Source organism: Thermoflexibacter ruber, assembly GCF_900113045.1.
Taxonomy (GTDB): Bacteria; Bacteroidota; Bacteroidia; order Cytophagales; family Thermoflexibacteraceae; genus Thermoflexibacter; species Thermoflexibacter ruber.
In genome coordinates this window covers 1-22,111 of the sequence record NZ_FONY01000026.1, presented here as the reverse complement: position 1 = coordinate 22,111, position 22,111 = coordinate 1, and the positions used below count along the sequence as shown (strand labels likewise).

The window sequence follows — 22,111 nt, the reverse complement described above, 5'->3', positions numbered from 1 at the left end:
AGAAAAAATGACAAAGAATATATAGAATTTTTTTGCAAATAGCATCTATGAGTTGTTATGGTGTTCTTCATAAGACCAATATACTAATTTTTAGTGGAAAAAATCATTCAATTTAAAAAAATTTATCCAATCCTTCTGAATCATAGCGGTTAGTTTTCTACTAAAAACGATGCTTCTTGTTGTTAATCAACCAATCTCAATGACTACATCCTCGCTCATAGGATGCCCTACGCATGTAAGCACATAGCCTTCTTTGATTTCCATTTCAGAAAGCCCTTCATCTTCGTCCATTTTTACTTCACCAGATTTTTTCTTACCCCTGCAAGCAGTACAAAGCCCGCTTTGGCAAGAGTAGGGCATATCCAAGCCAGCATCTAATCCTGCTTCCAGTATGGTTTTATTAGGCTTTACGCTAATTTGATATTCCTCATTGTCCAAGATGATAGTAACTGTTCTTGATACATTATCGGTAGCATTGTTGGCTTCTTCTTTGACAGAAGCACTGAAAAAGCTTTCGTGATGAATTTTCTCCTTAGGTGTTTGTAGATAGACAAGGGCTTCTGTAACGGCAGTCATCATGCCCTCGGGACCGCACAAAAAGTATTCTGTTTTATCGTTATCAAACTTAGGAAGTAAGTTTAATACATTGATAGTAAGCGTTTTATCTATCCTACCCTTATAACCTATCCAGTCCTCCTCTGCTCGGCTAAGGACATGAACTACATTGAACCTTGTGCCATATTTTTTCTGCATTTCCTCTATGGTCTGCTTAAAGATAATACTTTGCATACTTCTATTTCCATAAATCAAAGAAACAGTACTCTTAGGCTCGAATACTAAAACGCTCTTTGCCATAGAAATAAGCGGAGTGATGCCACTTCCCGCAGCAAATAGGACAATGTGGCGTTCTAAGTTTTTATCTGGTTCTAAGCAGAAATGTCCCATAGGCTCTACCACTTCCATTTTATCTCCTGCTTTGAAGTGCTTATCTACATAGTTGGAAACTAAGCCATTCTCTATCATTTTGATAGTGATAGAAAGATTTTCGTCTATATTGGGTGCGCTACTAAGCGAGTAGGCTCGTCTTTCATTCTTCCCGTTTATGGGAACGATGATAGTCAGAAATTGTCCAGATTTATATTTGATTTTAGAAAATAAGGGCTGTTTAAAATGAATAGTAATGGTATCAGATGTTTCTCGGGTTATCTCTTTGATTTTGAGGCTATACGTTTTCATTGAATCTAATAATTGAATGGTCAATATTGAGATTTTTAAGCAAAAACCGCAAATTTAAGAGGTATGTTTCAAATTAAAATAGTATTTCATGTATTTTTGTAAGATATTTTGCAATTCTATTCTAAAATACTAAATTTAGGGATTTTAAATCTTATCTATAACGCTGTACATATAGCAATATGAAACCTATTTTACTAAGTATATTTTCTAAGACATTGACTTTCTTTTTTGTTACCTCTTTTATTATTGGTGCTTGTCCAAGTTATGCTGATGTCATTATGCCCCATATTTTTGGAGATAATATGGTCTTACAACGTGATAGACAAGTAGTTATATGGGGGAGGGCAACAAACAAAGGAGAGAAAATTGCTGTGAGGATTGCAGGTAGGGTCTATCGTACGCGTGCTTTGGAAGATAGTACTTGGCTTGTAACACTCCCACCTATGCAAGCAAGCGGTCCCTATACCTTAGAAATTGCGGCGGACAATAAGGTTACTTTTCGCAATGTAATGTATGGAGATATTTGGCTGTGTAGTGGGCAAAATACGATGGATTTCCCTCTGAATAGGACAATAGATGGCTACAAAGAATTGCTAAAGGCAGAGTATCCCTTGATTCGTCTCTTTTCAGTAAAAAAGAAATATAGCCACCTTCCCTTAGAAGATATTGAAAGTGAAACAAGCTGGCAGCCTTGCGATATAGAAACTGTTGCCCATTTTTCCGCTATTAGTTATTTTTTTGCCAAAGAAATTTTTAATCAAACTAAAGTTCCTATTGGCTTGATACAAGCTACTTTTAATGGTTCTCGCATCGAGTCTTGGCTTAGTGCTGATGTACTGAAAACTTTTCCCGACCTCAAAGACAAAGTAGAGGTAATTCAAAACAATCCCAACTATTTGGCAGAAAAAAAACAAGAATTTGAGGAGTTGAATCAAAAAAAATGGTTGGAATACATAGAAGTATTAGACGAAGGGCTAAAAGAAGGAATAGGCGAAGGCTGGGAGTCCCCCAACTTGAATACCAAAGATTGGTCTGAGATGTACCAGCCAAGAGTTTGGTCTGCCAGAGGGCATGAATTGGCGGATTACAGTGGTTCTGTGTGGTTTCGTAAGAAATTTACTATCCCTCCCTTTTTCAAGGGGAAGGATTTAATGCTTAGTTTAGGACCTATCCATGATTACGATTTCACCTATATCAATGGAAAAAAAATAGGACAAACTTATAGCGAAACGGCGAATCGGCTGTATAAAATCCCCCAAGAGTATCTAAAAGACGGCGAAAATGAAATTGTAGTTTTCTCTATTCACTTTGGAGGAGAAGGAGGATTTAGCGGAATAGCCGACCAAGTCTATATCAGAAGTGCAGACAAAGATGACCCTATAAGATATTCATTAGCAGGGAATTGGAAATTTAAAGTGGGCTTTCAACTTCTCAATACAAAAAAGATTCCTTCTTACCCTGTATTTCGCGGGGAGCGCAACGAACCTACTTTGCTCTACAATGCGATGATTGCTCCTCTACACAAATTTGCTATTCGAGGCATTATTTGGTCGCAAGGCGAAGCCAATGTAGGAATCGGCAAAGCAAGAAATTATCAAGAACTTTTCCAGTCTTTGGTACAAGATTGGAGATTGAAATGGAGGAAAGCAGGCATACTTGATGACCTTCCTTTCCTTTACACCCAATTGGAGCGTCATGGCAAAAAGAACCCACAGCCCACAGAAAGTACTTGGGCAGAGATGCGCGAGGTGCAAGCCTCTTTGAGCAAAACGAAAAATACCGCAATGGCGGTTATGATTGATTTGAGTGAAGGGGATAATACTTTGGCAAAAAGCAAAAATGAAGTAGGCAGAAGGTTAGCCGCCCAAGCCCTCAAAATGTGTTATGGTCGCAGCAACATCATCCATTCAGGTCCCGTGTTGGAGTCAGTATCCGTTGATGGGAACAAACTCAAACTAACTTTTAAAATGGCTGGGAATGGCTTAGTAGCAAAAAATCAATACGGGTACTTAGAAGGTTTTGCTATTGCAGATGAGTTTGGCAAGTTCCAGTGGGCGAACGCACAGATTACAGGATACAACACCGTAATAGTTTACCATGACAACATCAAGTATCCTGCTCATGTCCGCTACGCATGGTCGGATAATCCTGACGTAAGTCTATTTAACAAGGACGGCTTTCCTGCCCAGCCTTTTCGCACTGACTCACGCAATACAAGTACTCCTCCCCCAGCGAGCAGTGCCTCCTCTTTCCAAGATGAGTAATAATCAACTTCTTTTTATTTATCTTATGAAAGCAGTTTTAATAGAAAAATTTGGTTCAGCAGAAAACTTGAAAATAGGGAATTGGGAAACTCCGCAACTACAAGAATATGAAGTCTTAGTAAAAGTATATGCTACTGCCTTGAATCGTGCAGACCTCTTGCAAAGGGAAGGAAAATATCCTCCTCCTACAGGCGCAAGTCCTGTCTTAGGCTTAGAAATTTCAGGAGAGGTAGTCGCCTTAGGAGTGGAAGTAAGTCGTTGGAAAATAGGCGATAAAGTTTTTGGCTTAGTCCCCGGTGGAGGATATGCCCAATACGCCAAAATTCACGAAGACATGGCTATTGAAATCCCCGAAAATATGACCTTTGAAACAGCCGCCGCTATCCCCGAAGTTTTTTTAACAGCCTATCAGGCATTGATTTGGTTAGCTAAACTCCAGCCCCAAGAAACTCTCTTGATTCATGCGGGAGCAAGCGGGGTAGGCACTGCCGCCATCCAAATTGCCAAGGAAATGGGGGCAGAGGTATTCGTAACGGCTTCCACTACCAAACATGCTCTTTGTTTGGAGTTAGGCGCAGAAGCCGTCATAGACTATAAAAATCAAGATTTTGAACAGGAAATTGCTCAACTCACCCACGGGCAAGGAGTAAACGTTATCATAGATTTTTTAGCGGCATCTTATTTTCAAAAAAATATCAATAGTTTAAGTATGGACGGTCGCTTGGTCTTATTAGCCCTGCTCGGCGGCTCAGAAGTCAGTCAGGTGAATTTGGCTAAAATACTGATGAAACGCTTACAGGTCATAGGTTCTACCTTGCGTTCTCGCAGTTTAGATTACCAAATACGCCTAACCCAAGAATTTTGGCAATTTGCTGCTGCCAATTTTCTCACAGGGAAATTCAAACCAATCATAGATAGTATTTTTGAATGGGAAAAAGTCCAAGAAGCACACCGCTATATGGAATCCAATCAAAATGCAGGAAAAATTGTCCTGAAAATACGCTAATAAAGTACATTGCGCAGCTATAGTTGATTAAAATTTTCTCATATTTGAGAGTAAAATGTTCAATGCTTTGCTCTGATGCTCAATAAGAAAAAAATCATTAACGACCCCGTACACGGCTTTATCACTATCCAAAGTGAACTGATTTTTGATATTATCAATCATTCTTATTTCCAAAGGCTTAGACGAATAAGGCAGTTGGGGCTAACAGAGTTTGTCTATCCGGGGGCTATCCACACTCGCTTTCATCATGCACTTGGAGCGATGCACTTGATGTCTGTTTCGCTTCATACGCTTCGCTCTAAATCGCATGAAATCTCCGAAGCAGAATACGAAGCCGCACTGATAGCGATTTTGTTGCATGACATCGGGCATGGACCTTTTTCTCATGCCTTGGAAAATACAGTTTTGAGCAATGTGCCTCACGAAGAGATTTCTGCACTCATCATGGAATTTCTAAATCAAGAGTTTGGGGGGGCATTGGACTTAGCAATTCGCATATTCAATAACCAATACGAAAGAAAATTTTTTCATCAGTTAGTTGCTAGCCAACTGGACATGGATAGAATGGATTACTTGCAAAGAGATAGCTTCTTTACCGGGGTTTCCGAAGGCAAGATAGGGGCAGATAGAATTATTAAAATGTTGGAAATCAAGAACGACCAAATTGTGGTAGAGGAAAAAGGCATTTACAGCATAGAAAACTTTTTGAATACACGCCGCCTGATGTATTGGCAGGTATATTTGCACAAAACTACTGTTAGTACAGAGCAGATGCTTACCCAAGCTATTCGCAGGGCGCGCTTTTTAGCCCAAATAGGCACAGAGGTATTTGCCTCGCCTGCCCTCTCTTTGTTTTTAAAAAATGAGGTGAACTTATCTTTATTTAAAAATGACAAAACCTTTTTAAAAGCATTTGTACGCTTAGATGATTATGACGTTTGGGGAGCTATCAAGATATGGACAGAACATGAGGATAAGGTACTTTCAGAACTCAGTAAAATGCTCATTAATAGAAAATTGTTCAGAGTAAAATTAGAGAACGAGCGTATTCCTTTGGACTTGAAAAAGCAAGCCTACGAACAGATAAAAAGTCAGCTAAAGTTATCGGATAGAGCAGTGAAAGAAAATGAAATAGATTACTTCCTATCTTATGGAGTAATCACTAACTCCGCTTATTTTTCTGATGAGCAAAAAATACTTATTTTGAAAAAAAATGGACAAATATTAGATGTTGCCCATGCCTCAGATTTGCCCAATATCAAAGCCTTGACCAAAATGGTGAAAAAATATTACTTGTGCTATCCCAAGAATATTATCTTATAAAAGAAGAAATTTGATTAGATATTAGCTCAAGAAGTTAAACTACTTTTCATAATGAGAATCATTCGTCGCTTACGCTCTCTCAAGCAATCTATTCAGATTCCCCGACCTAAGATTAAGATGAGTCGGCGTTGGAGAATTTATATTTTGGTCTATGCCATAGAAACAATAGTAGTTTTCATAGGGGTAGCAGCGGGTTTTGCCCTGAGTAATTGGGCTGATGACAACAAAGAAAAAAAACTCATCAACGAGTATATGCAAAGCTTGCAATCTGACTTGGACAACGACATTCAGAACTTGCAACGCAACGACAGCATTACGCTCCTAAAAATTGAAAGTATGGTCATGCTGGTAGGTTTGCTCAAAACCAATGACTACGAGCAAATGGAAATGATAGACAGCTTAGTAAAGCAAGCTTTTCAAAATGTTATCTTTTTCTATCCTTCTAAAACTACCTACGAATCTATCAAACAAGGCGGACACATCAACGTGATTAAAAATATCAAATTAAAAAACAGTCTTATTTTTCTCTATGACTTTCAATACGAGCAAATTAGAATCAATGAAAACTTAATTTTGGAAGTAGTGAGGCGAGATATAGAGCCTTTTATCGTGCAAAACTACGACATGATAGAGTTTCGGGCTATCAACAAAGAACCGATTTTTAACTATCAGTTCGCTAACTTGATTCAACAACTCATTTCTGACCTCTCTAATAACTTGAAATATTACCGAGAAGCAACCGCCAAGTGCGAGGAGATTAAAACAAGAATCAAGCAGTTGCCTAACTAAAAATTGGTAAAATTTTTCTACTTTTGCAGAAAAAATAAAAATCATGCTCAAATCTCAATATATCATTATTGCTATCGGGGTTTTTCTTGTTGTAGGGCTTTTTATGTTGCCCAAATCAGTGGTAAGTAATAAAAATAAAAATGTAGAACAAACCGAAAGCGAAAAACCTACAGACAGCCAAGAAGAAACTGCCCAAAATGCCACAAGCGAAATGCACTCCAATAAACTTACTCAGGAGCAGAGTATCTTGTTAGACAGGCTAAGACCGCAATTTTTCAAAGCACAAACAGAGCAGGAAAAAAGCCTTTACTTCGATAGCCTTAGCCTCGTTTATCGCCCTGCTAATCTGATGGATAGTCTTGCTTTTTATGCAGAAAATTTAGCCAATCAATTTCCCAATACGCGTACTTTTTTGGCTACTGCCGATGCTTACTACGAAGTTTTTAGCTTTGCGATGAGCGAGCAGAAAATTAAGCAAGCAGCAGAAAAGGCTCGCAATTACTACGAAAAAATCTTAGCCCAAGAGCCAGACAACTCAGACGTAAAAGTAAAGTTAGGCGTTACTTACACCATTACGGCTACCCCTATGCAAGGGATTCAAATAATTCGTGAAGTTCTGAACAAAGAACCTGATAATCAGTTGGCTTTGTTTAACTTAGGCTTGCTTTCCATGCAGTCAGGGCAGTACGATAAAGCTGTAGAAAGGTTTGAAAAACTAATTGCTATCAATCCCAGAGATGTCAATGCTTGTTTACTTTTGGGGCAGAGTTTAGTAAACCTGAATAAGACCAAAGAAGCAATAGAAAAAATGGAAAAGTTCAAAGCAAACCTGACCAATTCGCCCATAGATACAGAAATTAAGCAAAAAATAGATATGTTTTTAAAAGACGTTCAAAAGTAGGTGATGCTAATTTTGTGTTGCAGGTAAAAACACAATGCAACAGCGTTTTAGCATGACTTATAAAATGCAACTCAAAAATAAAATTAGTGCATCATATTGGATTTTAGAAAATACATCATCATTATCGCTTTGGTATGGCTTGCTTGGATAGGCGGTCGCTCTTGTGTAGTAACTGCTAATCGGGAAGTGATAGAAAAAGTAAAAGCAAACTATGAGGCGCAGGTACAGCAGATTTGCCAAGAGCTAAACCTGCCCTCTGAATATTTTTTGGCACTTATCATTTTAGAATGTTCGGCAAGGAAAAATCCTCCAAGTCGTTACGAGCCTCATGTTTTTGAAAAACTAAAAGCGGTAAAAAATGGAAAATTAGCCAGCTATTCTGGACTTACCAAAGCCGACTTACAGACCTACAACGAAGCTACTTTAAAACTCTTAGCTACCTCTTGGGGTGCCTTGCAAATCATGGGCTACAACTGCATTTCTTTGAAAATCAGTATTGACGAACTCAAAGGAGCAAACTCCCTGCGGCATGGAATCCATTGGTGCAAAATCAACTATGGCAAATATCTTGAGAAAAGAGATTTTAAAAACGCCTTCCATATCCACAACACAGGCAAGCCTCACCCTTCCTTTTGGTTTCCCCAAACCCACGACCCTCTTTATGTAAACAAGGGCTTGGCTTATGCCAATGCTCTCAGCTTAGAATGGAATTGAGATTTGTTTTTATAAAATTCTTGCATAGTTTTACCAAGATTTCAAATAAATCCTTAATATTGTTCAAAAGCTATGGATTGTAGAAAATCCTTTTATTTTCAGGATTTTTGCTTTTCACGTGTTATCATGTGAAAAGTTGATTTTAAATGTTTTAACATTGATAATTATTTTTGTACGTGTTTTGAACCTTGTGTGTAATGTCTGCAAAACTGAAGTCCTAAAATATACAAAACTGTAAACCAAAAATCAGAAACTATAAACTTCAAATATGAAAATTATCGTACCTATGGCGGGTAGAGGAACACGTATGCGACCTCATACCCTCACAATCCCCAAGCCCTTAGTGCCTATCGCAGGGAAAGCAATCGTTCATCGCCTCATGGAAGACATCGTTGCAGTATGCAACGAGCCTGTGGAAGAAATCGCTTTTATCATTGGTGATTTTGGGGCAGAAGTAGAAAAAAGACTTATCCAAATTGCAGAAAGTTTAGGAGCAAAAGGAAAAATCTATTACCAAGACAAGCCGCTTGGCACTGCCCATGCCTTGCTCTGTGCCAAACCTTCTTTGGAGGGCGAGTTGGTCATTGCCTTTGCCGATACGCTTTTCAAAGCAGATTTTACCTTAGACAAAAGCAAAGACGGGACTATTTGGGTGCAAAAAGTAGATAACCCTTCTTCCTTTGGCGTAGTAGAGTTCGACAAAGACGGCTACATTACCAATTTTGTAGAAAAACCTACCGAATTTGTATCTGACTTAGCAATCATTGGGATTTACTACGTAAAAGACGGAGCGTTTCTCAGAGATGAAATGCAATATCTCTTGGATAACAACATCAAAGACAAGGGCGAGTTCCAACTCACCAATGCTTTGGAAAATATGAAACGCAAGGGAGTAAAGTTTGTTCCTGAGCAGATTTCCGAATGGCTCGACTGCGGGAACAAAGACTCTACCGTTTTCACCAACCAACGTTACTTAGAATACCTCAAAGATAGAAAAGAAAAATTAGTAGCTGATTCTGCCAAAGTGGTCAATTCTGTACTGATTGAGCCTGTGTATATTGGGGAAAATGTAGAGATTCACAACTCTGTGGTAGGACCTCATGTCAGCATCAGTGCCAATACCAAAATCAAAAATACAGTCATCAGCAACTCCATAGTTCAGGAAAGCGCACACATTGACAATGCTAACATTACCAATTCCATGATTGGCAATCACGCCAAATATCATGGCAGTCAGGCAGATTTGAGCGTAGGCGATTACAACGTGATTAAATAAAGTTTTGCTTCTTTATTAGACCTGCAAGGTTTTCAGAGTACCTTGCAGGTTTTTTGCTATCAATAGATTGTTAAAATTTATGAAAAAACGCTACCCACATACTCTTTCCTCTGGAACAAATAATACAGTAATAGCCTTGACAGAAAGCGAAGTAGGGAAAATCTTTACAGGAGATACAAGGTCAGACATAGGCTCAGAGGCAGAGAAAATGAAGTTTGCTAACCAAATTAACGGCTTGGTGGTGCGTTTTATTCGTTTAGATGTGCTAAATGAAGAAGCAGAAATGTTAGTCATGGAGCGGCTATACCCTATGGATTTGCGGGCTTATGAATACGAAAAACGGGAACTTTGGCTTGAGGTATTAGAAGATGAGCTAAAAGCACTACATCGGGCTGGCTTTGTGCATAGAGATTTGCGCCGCCCCTCTGATATAGTAGGTTTGCCCTATGACAATATCTTGCTTACACCGCAGGGCTTTCGCCTCATAGATGTAGGGATTTCTGCTCTTCAGAGCCAAGTAGGTGAGCGACTATTCCAACGATTTGTCGAGCAGGAAATCAAAGAATTAGAGGAGTTTAGGCAGTTTGTGTTAGCAAGATGAATCTCTGAGTCAGATATGTCCGATTTCTCCAAATCGGACTCCTATGAAAGACCTCTTAACTGTTACAACCTAATAATAAGTAAGTAAGCAAAATTGTCTGACTATTGTCTGAGATTTTACAGATTAAATAGATTTTCACTGATGAATTTGAATTACTTAAAAATCTTACCAGTAGAATCAGTATTATCTGTGTTCTATTAATAGTCAGTAAAGCAATTTATACTCAATCAAAAGTGGTGTTGAAATTTTCTTTACTCAAAAGTCGCGATTCTCTGACACTTTCTGAATAAAACTATGTAAGCGGTGGCATATTTCACTCAAACTCGACTACCGCCTTGATGACGTTTTCCTCTGGTAGATAGAGTTTGGTAAATGTTTCATGGAGCGTATCAAAGGCTAATCGGTGCGTGATATACCCCTCAATATCGACCAATCCTGCCTTTAGCAAGCGAATCAATTTAGTAAAATCACTGGCAAGTGCATTTCTTGATGCTTTTAAGGTAATTTCTTTCCTATGAAAAAGAGGGTCTTGAAAAGTAATTTCTCCAATAAAAAGCCCAATATAGACAATAGTCCCACCTGCCGCTACATATTCAAAACATTTTTGCATGGATTCTTTGTTGCCCGTTGCGTCCAAAACTACTGTAGGTAGCTCGCCACTAAGCAAATCTCTGAGCGATTCCTCCACTGAATCACTAAGTTGGACACACTCTACCGAAGGAAACTTATGGGCAATGTACGCCAGGCGATTTGCATTTACGTCCAAGACCATCACCTTAGCGGCTTTGAGCAATGCCATCGCCACGGTTCCTATGCCGATAGGTCCCGCTCCTACCACCAAAACTATATCATCAGCTTGGATATCAGCCCTTTCTACGGCATGGCTACCTATCGCCAACGGCTCAATCATTGCTATTTGGTCAAGGGAGAGTTCATTGGCAGGGAAAACTTGGCTGGCAGGATATAAGATAAACTCTTGCATAGCCCCGTCTTCATGCACTCCTAAAACGCTCAGTGTACTGCCACAATTGGTTTTTCCACGCCGCACCGCTTGGTCTTCTTCTTTATTCCTATACGGCATCACGGCACATATGTCCCCCACTTCTAAGTGCTTTACTCCTTCGCCTAATGCTACTACTTCCGCCGCAATTTCATGCCCTAAGATTCTTGGATAGGTAAAAAAAGGTTGATTGCCTCGATAGGCATGGAGGTCTGTCCCACAAATACCCAATCGCCTGACCTTTAACAAAACTTCCTGAGGTGCAGGAGCGTGAGGATAGGGTTTCTCTATCTTTTTAAACTGCTGTGGAGTTTCTAAAACTATTGCTTTCATTATCTTTCAAAAAGTATCATGGTCTTATCAAATAAAATCTGCCCTTCTTGTTTTTGTGGGTCAAAAGGCTAACAGAACCCATTTTCTATTAAAGTATCACCTTTGCAAAGTAGCAAATAATTTTGCATAATACTCCCTGATTTATTCATAACTTTGTATTGTATCTATTCCCTGTAACTTATGCGAACAATAATTCCTATCCAATCTTTCTTTTTGTGTGTTTTAGTATGTGCGAGTACTATCAACTTTGCTCAGCCCTCTGCTTGGCGTATCCATTGGGTAAGTAAGAAGCAGAATCCTGTTTATTTTGAAAAAAACAAATCCCTCCCTGACTTGCTTTTGAAGGCTGTCAAAGCAAAAAAACTCCTTCCCTACCAGCTCCCACAAGCAAACCAACCCTTACAAATCCTTGATGAACAAGGTTTTAAGAGAAATATGACCAGACCTCTGCCCCAAGGTGGACTTATTACCTTTGAAAATGATACAGGAATATTGGAAACAACGACTCAGCAGTGGCTTGCCTATGAGCTTTCCTTATTTGCTGTTTATGAATCGCAAGGACAGCAGATAGAATACCTTGCGCTTTATGTACCAAGGGAAGAAGATAGCATTTTTATCGCCAATTTCAAGGTCAAAGATGTAGAAAAAATACTAAAAAATAGTAAATCAGCACTTTGGTATCAGCAAAATCATCTGCGAGAAGTCTTGCACTTAGATATAGATGACGGCTCAGCCTATCACATAGCCAAAACCTTACTCAATTCTGCATTTGATGACAAAATCACCGCTTTTTCTACTGATGGGCAGCCTATCAATATCTCACTAAAAACTAATCGCTTGGCAAGAAGTATAGAAAAAGAATCATTTAGCTATCAGTGGCTCGTTCGCCCGTTAGAAAAAAAAGAAAAACAAAATGCTTATCAAATCACTGATTTAGACGTATATTATGAGGACGCTCGTGGTTGTCATTTTATTGCTCGTTTTCCGTATGAAAGCATCAAAAACCTACTTATGCCTACTGCCACAAACCTCTTGCTTCCTTATGCAGAAGCTATCAAGCAAAAACTTTTTATCAGTAACTTACAACCTGCTTTGCCCACTACCCGACTTACCAACAAGACAAGTAAACGCTTTAAGAAACGCATAATCAGTGATATAAACCTAAAAGATAAGCAGAATGAAGCATTTTACTCAGAAGGAAATGAATTGGTCGAGATTCTAAAAGAAGCAGTGGAAAAAAAGCAAATCTCTATTTTTGATAATGATTCCTTAACAAAAAAATTATCTATTGCTGAATTTGAAGACAACTTTTTTTTTCCCTATGCGGCATCATCAGGCTCAGATTCTATTTTGGAACCCCCTACCATACCTATCCAAATGTTATATAAACTTCATTTAGTAGAAGAAATCACATTTGACTCCGAGGGTAAACAAAAAACCTACGAGAGCAAATCAATCGCCATAATATTTCCCTTTTCAGAAAACGAAAAAGGAATAGACGAGCCGTTGGTTTATTTTGCTTATAAAGATGTAATTAAGTTATTGAAAAAGAAAAAATTAAGAGAAATGCTTGCTGTGTTTGAGCAAAGAAAATATAAGGCTATTCCTATTTACTCCTCGCCAATAAGCTATAAATGATGACTTATGCACTATACGATTTGCGAATATGGAACTATCTATCCCCAAGATGACAACTCGACTGAGGAAAATAGCTTTGAGGAAATTTTTTTACCCTTATCGACTTTTCATCTGCTCAAAACTTTAGCCTTAGAATATCAAGAAAGAAAAGTAAATCAGGTAATTAGCCTCCAGTATCAGCAAGGAAAGGAATTGATGAAAGTAAAAAACTTCGTAGGAGTTATCGAGTTAGCAGACGATACGCAAATAGAGATTCTCCCTAAAATCTATCCCTATGCCAGCAGTGTGGAGAGTAAAAAAATGCTGATTAATATGTTAAAAACTTTACCTAATTTGCCCTTTATTACTTTACAAGAATCTCATTTACAAATAGATAATCAATCATTTTTATTAGAAATTTTTATTCATCAGTTTTTAAAAGAAGTAGAAAAGCTATTACAACAAGGCTTGCAACATGACTATATACTCAAAGAAGAAGCCCAGCCTTACCTGAGCGGCAAGGTCATTGTCAGCCAAGACATCAAGCAAAAACTCACTCAGCCACACTTGTTTTATACACAATTTCAGGCATTTGTGGCGGATACTATTCCTAATCGTCTGATTAAAACAGTCTTACATCAACTCAGCAGGCGACCGTCACTCCAACCCCCAATCAACAATTTGCTGATAGCTTTTGAGCAAATCAGTCTGTCCAAGACTCCACTTGCCGACTTAATCGCAATGGAGAAAGACATAAGGTCTTATCATTCAAAATCTTATGAAAAAATTTTCCTTTGGATTCAGCTTTTTTTACAAGAAAGTGCGTGGACAAATTGGGCAGGGGATTATTTTGGACTTGCCCTACTTTTTCCTATGCAACAGGTATTTGAGAGATATATCAGCCAACAAATCAATGTCATTTTCCAGGAAAACTACCAAGTCATCAGCCAAGAAAAAAGTAAGTATTTGATTGTTTTTCCCATTCAACAGTTTGGTTTACAGCCTGATATACTTATTAAAGACAAGAATGAAAAAGTAGTAATGCTCATAGATATTAAATGGAAGATTATTGATGAAAAAAAGAGGAACATGGGCATAGACGAGCAGGACATGTATCAAATTTATGTGTATGGGCAAAAGTATGATTGCGAAAACCTTGTCTTAATCTATCCACAAAATTCAGACTTTCAAGAACATAAAATACTATTTCTCGAGGAGAACCAAACAAAAAAATTAACCATTTTCTCTTGGAAATGGCAGGAAAACAATCTTACAAATTTACTTGATATTCTTTGACTATCAGCACCGAAGACATCTGTTCTATCCAATTTACCTCCTCCTCATCTATGTGTTGCCAATAGGTCAAACTCATAATCACCAAGTCTGTTTCCTCAAATACGCCAACATGAAAATTCTCCTTGTGAATGATAGATACTGATTGTGGAGGAATCTCTGGGTCGGTCAGAAACTTAGCAACTTCTTTGTATAAATCTCCATGATAGACTATTCTGACCAAAAAAGTAACATTATCTAAGAATTTTTTAGTCAAATTTAAAAGCGGAATATCATGTTCATTATCTAAAAAAAGTACAATTTTATTGGCAGTTTGAAAACCCCTCTCAATAAAAACTGCCACAGGGCACTCTGCATAATAGAGAATATTGCGAACTGTTCCACCTAATTTGTCTTTAGAAAAAAGGGATTTGGCACTTCCCACGATGAGCATATCGTAGCCTCCTTTATTAGCCGTGTTAGCTACCTCACGCCCTACGTCTTCGCTTACCTTGTACTTGGTTTCTATGTGCAAGCCCATCTGCTCAGCAGTTTCTTTCACAGGCTCAAAAGCCTCTCTTTCAAAAGTCAGGGCATCTATTTGGCTCAGTTGGGTACTTGGCGTAAGGTGCAAAGCAGTGATATTGACCTGCTTACTGATTTTATAGGTAAACTGAGAAACCAATTCTAATAACTTACTACCCATCTGTGGAGGTCCGAAAGAGATAATAATTTGGAAAGTATTTTTAAATTCTTTACTTTTTGTTTTATGGCTATACTTATCTGCAACATAGTTTAGTAAATTCAAACAGGGCCCTGTCATAAAAGTCGTTACTAACGCCATCAATACCATCATAGAAAAAATCTCTGGACTAAGTACGCCTAAGTCATAGCCGATATTCAAAATGACCAATTCCATTAAGCCTCTGGTATTCATAAATATACCTATTGTTAAGCTATCTTTCCACGACATTCCCACCAATTTAGCAATCACCGCCGCACCTGCTAACTTGCCTACTATGGCAGTAATAATAACAATTATACAAGTAAGCAATAAGGAAGCATCTTTTAATAATCCTATTTCTGTTCTTAAACCTGTAAAAACAAAAAATAAAGGGAGAAGCAGGACTAAACTCACATCTTCTATTTTTTCTGTTAAGATTTCCTTGAAGCGAATATCGTTAGGGATAACTGCTCCTGCTAAAAAAGCCCCAAAGAGTGCGTGAATACCTATAATTTCTGTGATATAAGCTGATGCTAACAAAACGATGAAGATAAAAGCAACCACATTTTTGTTGAGAGCTTCTTTTGAGGCATATACCCTACTTACGTTGAGTAGTAGAGGTCTTACCACATAAAGCATAAACACCACATACACTACTGAAAGGACTACAGTAAGCAAGGCGGTATAGATAGTTCCAGCCTTTACAATAGCAATTACTACTGCCAAAAGACACCAAGCAGTGATGTCATCAGCTGCAGCGCAGGTAATCACTATCGCTCCAAGTTTGGATTTGGTAAGTCCACGCTCTTGGATAATGCGCGCAAGCACAGGAAAAGCAGTAATACTCATGGCAATACCCATGAATAGACTAAATGATATAAACTTGACATCATTAGGAGCGTAGGTGCTATAAATAAAATAAGACAAGATGACGCCCAAAGCAAAAGGAATCACAATGCTTGCATGACTAATCACCACTGCCTCTTGGACTTTCTGACGCAATACATTGACATCTAACTCTATCCCTATAATAAACATAAAGAGAATCAAACCTATCTGGCTTAAAAACTGCAAGGCTGGTAGGGACTGAGCAGGAAATAGGAAATTAGATACTTCTGGTAAGAACAGTCCTAAAAAAGATTTTCCTAAAACAATACCTGCTATGATTTCTCCTATGACGGTAGGTTGTTTGATTTTGCTAATCGCTATGGCAAACAGGCGAGCAACCACAATAATAGAGATAATTTGTAAGATAAGTAAGGCAAGGGGGTGATGAAAATTTTGGCTTAAATCATGAAATATATTACTAAAGCTACTCTTACTGTCAGCTATGCTGTCTTTATTTTCAATTATTTGGCTTATTTTATCAACCTCTAATAACTGCCCTTGTTGAATAACTATCCAAATCACACCTAAAAATAGAGAAACCGCAATAGTGTATAAAATTAGATTTTTATTCATTGATTTTAAAAGGTTAGTATGTAGGTTACTTAATAGCCAAAAGACAAATTTGGATATAAAAATAAAGAAAAGCATTTAGTATAAACTTTTTCAAAAACTTTTTTTGTGTAGTTTAGTCTAACCCTAATATCTGCTTATAATTATCTTTAAACTCCTCGAAAAGAGCAATAGTAATTTGCAAGTCTTTAATAGCATTCTCTTGAATGTTCTCTCTAAATTCTTTTTCCATTTTGGCGGCATGAATAGAGAGCCGTTCTATGCCCAGTGTACCTGCACTTCCTTTGATAGTATGGGCATACCCCATAGCTTCTTTGAAATCTTGCATTTGAATCGCCTCTGTCAAGCCATTAATAATTTGAGTGGTTTCTTCCTCAAATTCCTGATAAGTAGCGGCTACCATCTCCTCATCACCATACTTTTTGAGTTGGTCTGCTACACTTTTATTGACAATGAGCTTTTGAGTATATAGCTCGGCTTTGCTTTCGCTGTCTTGCTTTTCTTTGATATTGGGTGTATTCTCCTCTACAAGCGTTTCCTCTATCTTAGATGGTAGTCCAAGTTTTACTATCCATTCTTTGACCTTATTGATAAGTATTTGAGCCTTAATGGGTTTAGAAACATAATCGTCCATGCCCGCCTCTAAAAAACTTTGTCTTTCCTCTTGCATAGAAAAAGCAGTCATTGCAATAATAGGCGGTACATAAGGAAGTCCTAAGGTTTTGATGCGTTCCGTAGTCATTACTCCATTCATCACAGGCATTTGTATATCCATAAAAATCAAGTCATAGCTGTTTTGCTGCACTAAGTTGATGGCAGATTGCCCACTTTGGGCTGTTTCTACTTTACAGCCTGCTTTTTGCAAGATACTTTTGGCTACTTTGAGGTTTACGGCATTGTCATCTACTACCAAAAGTTTGATAGAACTATTGATTCTCTCAATGACACTTCCTTCCTTGTTGATGATGATTTCCTCTTTGGGTACATCCTCCTCCTTACATTCCTCTGCCTCAAAAGTAAACCAAAATGTACTGCCTTTGCCTACTTCGGAGAATACTCCAATTTCTCCGTTCATTAGCTTACAAAGTTCTTGTGAAATGACTAAACCTAAACCTGTACCACCATAAGATTTGGTGTAAGAATTGTCAGCTTGGCTAAAGGCTTTGAAAAGTACGTTGAGTTTCTCTTCAGGAATCCCGATACCTGTGTCTTGGACTTCTACCTTGATTTTGTGCCATTTTTCCTTTTGCCATACATGAGAAAACCTAAGGTTAATTTCGCCGTGTTCTGTAAACTTTAAGCCATTAGAAGTTAAGTTAGAAAGAATTTGTAGCAAGCGAGTTTCATCTGCATGAACAAATATAGGCACTTGGCTATCAAAGCGATACGACATAGTAATATCTTTGGACAAGGCTCTTTGGGCAAAGAGGGCAAAAAGCTTGTCTATGATAGCTTGCAAAGAAAGTGGCGTTTTTCGGAGTTCCATTTTTCCTGCTTCTATCTTAGATAAGTCTAAAATATCATTCAAAATATTGAGCAAGGTTTCAGAAGACTTACGCATGGTCGAAATCCAACTTTGCTGCTCCTCGTCCAGGTGTGAGTCTGCCAGCAGTTCTATCATGCCAATAATACCATTCATAGGAGTACGAATCTCGTGGCTCATATTGGAGAGGAAGCGTTTTTTTACTTCTAATGACTTTTCTGCTATTTCTTTTGCCTCTGCCAAAGCCAATTCGTATTTTTTCTTCGTGGTGATATTGTGTGCTACCCCCGAGATTTCTTCCAATACCTCTACACCTGGTATTTTTACAGGATTGAGAAATATCTCATACCAGATTTCATTGCCTTTTTCATCAATGATTTTGCTTTCAAAGTGTTGTTGTTTGCCTTCAAAAGTTTTTCTGTATTTGTTCAGCCAAAAATAAAGGAACTCCCCTTGTGTAGTTTGGTCTTTTTGGTCATTGACTCCTATTAGTTCGTCTGGGACGATGCTATTTCTCCCCAAGATGTTATTGGCAGAGGAAGCCTTTTGATTGAAGCGAGTAATAATCATTTGGCGATTGACCGTCCACATGAGGTGTGACCCACTGTCAAATACAGCTTTGAGCCTTGCGGCTTGATGACTGATTTCTTCTTGGTTCTGGCTGCGTTTGATAGCTATAGCCAACTGTCCAGAGATAAAAGAAAGCAACTCCAAATCTTTCTTAGTGTATAATTTGTAATCTTTGAAAGACTGCAAGACTATCATACCAATAATTTTTTCTCCCAATTTAAGCGGAACGCCCAGCCAGACTTTTGGTATGACTGTATCAGGCATGATTTTTTTCTTTAAGATAATTTGTTTGATTACCTCTTCGTACAAAAAAATAGGTCTTTCAAATTTTTCTACTGCATACTTGGCAAAGTTTACTCCTTGTATGCCTTCTTTGGGAGCAAATTGTGAATTGACATAATAAGGAAAATAAATCTTGCGGTCGTCATATCTGTCTTTGAGCGCAATCAAAAAACTATCTACCTCTATGACACGCTTCAAAGTATTATAAAAGCCTTCATAAAGATTTTCTAAGTTAGTACTATTGAGCGTAAGTGTGGCAATGTCATAATACAGTTTTTGGGCTTTTTCTGCGCGTACCTTTTCAGTAATGTCGTATAGATACGCTCTAAACTCATTGTCCTTTTCATCATAGCTAAAATTCCCTGCCAAATCTATTCTTTTCCCATTTTTTGCTACCAAAGCTGTACGTGCGTTGGTTACTTGTGCTGTTTTCTTGACCTTTCCAAAAGTCTTATAGGTTTCTACGGCATAATCAGGATGGAGAATGTCCATGATTTTTAGGTTTTCCAATTCCTCATCTGTATAGCCCAAAGTTTGTTTCCATGCCTTATTAGCGAATAAAATCTTGCCATTAGCTCCTGTAACTTGAATGAGGTCATTGGCATTGTCAAATAAGTCTTGGAGGCGCATATTGCTTTCTTTGAGAGCCTCTTGGAAACGGATTTTCTCGGAAATATCCTCCCCTACAATGGTTACAGAGGCAATATTCCCTGTTTTATCATTCAGCACTATGGTATTGAAGCGGATTTGAAGCCTATGCTCTTTTGCGGTCTGTAATTTCCCTTCAAAAGTATTTAGGAAACCATCTACCTGCGAAAGTTGTGTACTGCTTTCTTCTAAGTCTGGCTCAAAAATATCAAATAGATACCTGCCTATAATTTCTTGTTCGCTCCAGCCTGTTTTTTTCAAGAAAAACTCATTGCAGAAAGAAATGATACCGTCTTTTTCCACAGAAATTGCGAAAATATTGGCTTGGCTCAGCCCTTTTTGTAGTCTTTCTTTGGAGTACCTAATTGCATCTTCTTGACTTCTTTCTTTTTCCTTTTGCCTGCGTTCGGTAATATCCACTGCGGAGCAAACGTAGCCCTTAAATTCTCCTTCTTGGTCGTAGTAAGGCGTACCATTCTCTTGCATCCAACGGTAGCTACCATCTGCCCTACGCAAGCGATAGCTAAGCTCAAAACTTTCTCTTGCGGCAAAATCAGCTTTAAGTTGATTTTTCAAGGACTCGATATCTTCCTCATGTACTAACTCCAGCCAGTTTTCTCTCAACTGTCGCTCGCTACTCTTTCCTGTAAAAGTAAACCAAGGCTGGCTAAAAAAAGTAAACTCATTTCTGATGTCGGTCATTCGGAGCAGGGAAGGCGAGTTATCAGCAATCACCCTAAAGCGATTTTCACTTTGTACTAACTTGTTATTGAGTTGGGTCTGGGTCAGGTAACTACTCAGTTCTATACCTAAGAGGTTGAGTAGCAGGCTTGTACTTTCCTTGTTCTTATCGGCTAATTTGAACAAAAGAACATAGTTTACCCGATTTTCTACTGCAATAGGAATAAAAATCAGCGATTGCGTCTGCTCTGGACAAACTGTATAAGGCGACAACTCCAGCGATTGTTTTTCTGAAAAAAGTATGAGATAGTCCTCTACGTTAATCTCCAATAAATGCTCCAAGATTGCTCCTTCTATGTTTAGATGAAATCTTAGACGTGCTTGGAGGTGATTGCGTCCCATTTGGTAAATACCCGCAGAGTTGATATAGTCCAACTCATAGAGCTTCTCCAAAGTCATCATCAACACATCATTGATGCGATACTGCCCAGAAATATACCGCATAGTTTCCTTGATGATACGCAACTCATTGAACTTAGCTATAATCTCTTGCTCGTTGTCCTGTTCCTTAGTGATGTCATCGCCAAAGCAAATGATAATATCTTTTTTGTAAAATTTTCCTTTTTTAAAAGTCATTTCCAAAGTAAAAGCATTGCCTTTTAAGTCTTTCCCGTTGACCTGCATTTTTACATTGCGACCAAACCAGACTTCTTGGAAAATATCTTCTAATTTTTCTATCTCAATATCTATCTCCGTATCTGCGAGTATGTTATAAAAATCTGTGTCTATGACATCTTCTTTGCTTAAGCCAAAGCGTTGTAGAGCGGTTTCGTTGGCATCTAATACCATGCCATCAGGATTGAGTAAAAAAATGGAAGAGATATTATGCTCATACAAACTTTTGTAGAACTCATTGCTTTCACTGAACTGTGCATTTACTTTAGAGATTAGCTCCCAAGCATGGCAACGGATATAGGGGTTTTGCTGGTCTTTGTCCTCTAAGAAAGCATGATATTTGAAAAGGCGAACTCGCCCTTGCTTATCAATGAGTTTCAATTTCCCTTCGGTAGCCCGTTCTATAAGCACATTTTGGATATATTCTTGGAAAAGATGCCTTACTTCTGGGGCAAGAAAATTCTTAATATTATGAGTTGCCCCGTCTTTAGTATATACTTCAAATATATCCTCGACTTCCTCATTGACCCTAATGATTTTCCCTGAGAGGTCGTGCAAGCAAATCAATTCAGTCGTACTCAGTCCATCATTAGTCGTATAGTTTAGCTTTGCTTTTTTTTGAGGCAAAGAAAAAACAGGAGTAGGCATTGCCAACTCTAACTGGTGTAGTTGCTCCTCTAAGCGTGCTATTTCTTTTAAGATTTCTTCTTTTGTTTTTTCTACAACTTCCGACATGAAGGCGATTTTTACTACATTCTGCTAAGGTAATAATTTTTTTATGGATTTATAAAAGTTTAAAACATATTAAATTTTTCCTCTGATTGCAACGCTATCGAATATACTTACGTCAAAGTAATGCTATTTATTTGGAATATATACTTAAATTTGCTCTTGAATCACTATTATTGACTTAACCGATTGTGCTAGTTTGGAATTTTCAGTAAAAAAGGTTATCTCTAAGGTGCAACCATAAAAAGAGATAACCTATGCACCAAATCGCAATTGATTCAGTATTCAAAGATAATATAAAAGAGTTAAATTTATCAGATTTTCTGACCCTTACTTTTTTCATTATAGATGAAATTTACAAAGAAGTCGGTCAGTTAGTTGAACGTTCGGGACCTAAACCAACTTTTTCGGATAGTGAAGTGATTTGTCTAAATCTTGTCGGTCAAATGGTTTGCGATTCTGAGAAGGCTTGGTATAAAATAGTCAAGAAGAACTACTTAGCATTATTTCCTAAACTTTTGGAACGTAG

The 22,111-nt window shown here is 38.0% G+C and carries 15 protein-coding genes; 11 read left to right on the top strand and 4 right to left on the bottom strand.

Going from position 1 to position 22,111, the window contains the following annotated elements; translation table 11 throughout:
• Positions 1-186 precede the first annotated feature (186 nt).
• Positions 187-1,236, bottom strand: a complete 1,050-nt coding sequence (locus tag BM141_RS14345; protein ID WP_091547935.1) for a ferredoxin--NADP reductase — start codon at positions 1,234-1,236, stop codon at positions 187-189.
• 179 nt (positions 1,237-1,415) lie between these two features.
• Between BM141_RS14345 and BM141_RS14340 the strand changes: the two genes are divergently transcribed.
• The 8 genes from BM141_RS14340 (at position 1,416) to BM141_RS14305 (ending at position 10,110) form a co-directional block, all read left to right on the top strand.
• Entirely contained in the window at positions 1,416-3,500 is a 2,085-nt protein-coding gene (locus BM141_RS14340; RefSeq protein ID WP_091546973.1) for a sialate O-acetylesterase, read from the top strand.
• A 25-nt stretch (positions 3,501-3,525) separates the two neighbouring features.
• The gene (locus BM141_RS14335; protein ID WP_091547933.1) at positions 3,526-4,506 is read left to right on the top strand and encodes an NAD(P)H-quinone oxidoreductase; all 981 of its coding nucleotides are present in this window, start codon (positions 3,526-3,528) and stop codon (positions 4,504-4,506) included.
• A gap of 75 nt (positions 4,507-4,581) precedes the next feature.
• On the top strand, positions 4,582-5,829 hold the full coding sequence (locus BM141_RS14330; RefSeq protein ID WP_091546972.1) for an HD domain-containing protein: 1,248 nt from the start codon (positions 4,582-4,584) through the stop codon (positions 5,827-5,829).
• Positions 5,830-5,880: 51 nt separating this feature from the next.
• Positions 5,881-6,618: a DUF6090 family protein gene (locus tag BM141_RS14325; RefSeq protein WP_091546971.1), complete on the top strand. Its 738-nt coding sequence runs from the start codon at positions 5,881-5,883 to the stop codon at positions 6,616-6,618.
• Positions 6,619-6,661: 43 nt separating this feature from the next.
• Positions 6,662-7,519: a tetratricopeptide repeat protein gene (locus BM141_RS14320; protein ID WP_091546970.1), complete on the top strand. Its 858-nt coding sequence runs from the start codon at positions 6,662-6,664 to the stop codon at positions 7,517-7,519.
• Between the two features lie 96 nt (positions 7,520-7,615).
• Complete coding sequence (locus BM141_RS14315) at positions 7,616-8,233, top strand: hypothetical protein (RefSeq protein ID WP_091546969.1); 618 nt, start codon at positions 7,616-7,618, stop codon at positions 8,231-8,233.
• A 268-nt stretch (positions 8,234-8,501) separates the two neighbouring features.
• A complete protein-coding gene (locus tag BM141_RS14310; RefSeq protein ID WP_091546967.1) occupies positions 8,502-9,509 on the top strand; it encodes a sugar phosphate nucleotidyltransferase in 1,008 nt (335 codons plus the stop codon).
• Positions 9,510-9,588: 79 nt separating this feature from the next.
• Positions 9,589-10,110, top strand: coding sequence for a protein kinase family protein (locus BM141_RS14305; RefSeq protein ID WP_091546966.1), 522 nt, complete (start codon positions 9,589-9,591; stop codon positions 10,108-10,110).
• A gap of 313 nt (positions 10,111-10,423) precedes the next feature.
• Here the strand turns inward: BM141_RS14305 and BM141_RS14300 are convergent, their stop codons facing one another.
• Positions 10,424-11,443: a zinc-binding alcohol dehydrogenase family protein gene (locus BM141_RS14300; RefSeq protein ID WP_091546963.1), complete on the bottom strand. Its 1,020-nt coding sequence runs from the start codon at positions 11,441-11,443 to the stop codon at positions 10,424-10,426.
• 180 nt (positions 11,444-11,623) lie between these two features.
• Here BM141_RS14300 and BM141_RS14295 point away from each other — a divergent pair, with 180 nt between their 5' ends.
• Positions 11,624-13,081: a hypothetical protein gene (locus BM141_RS14295; RefSeq protein WP_091546960.1), complete on the top strand. Its 1,458-nt coding sequence runs from the start codon at positions 11,624-11,626 to the stop codon at positions 13,079-13,081.
• A 6-nt stretch (positions 13,082-13,087) separates the two neighbouring features.
• A complete protein-coding gene (locus BM141_RS14290) occupies positions 13,088-14,356 on the top strand; it encodes an McrC family protein (protein WP_091546957.1) in 1,269 nt (422 codons plus the stop codon).
• On the opposite strand, the gene BM141_RS14285 is transcribed toward BM141_RS14290, so the two are convergent.
• The gene (locus tag BM141_RS14285) at positions 14,331-16,517 is read right to left on the bottom strand and encodes a cation:proton antiporter domain-containing protein (protein WP_177217395.1); all 2,187 of its coding nucleotides are present in this window, start codon (positions 16,515-16,517) and stop codon (positions 14,331-14,333) included. The genes BM141_RS14290 and BM141_RS14285 overlap by 26 nt on opposite strands.
• 112 nt (positions 16,518-16,629) lie before the next feature.
• A complete protein-coding gene (locus BM141_RS14280) occupies positions 16,630-21,588 on the bottom strand; it encodes a PAS domain S-box protein (RefSeq protein WP_091546952.1) in 4,959 nt (1,652 codons plus the stop codon).
• A 251-nt stretch (positions 21,589-21,839) separates the two neighbouring features.
• Here BM141_RS14280 and BM141_RS14275 point away from each other — a divergent pair.
• On the top strand, positions 21,840-22,111 hold a 272-nt coding region (locus BM141_RS14275; protein WP_091546438.1), incomplete at its 3' end, for a hypothetical protein.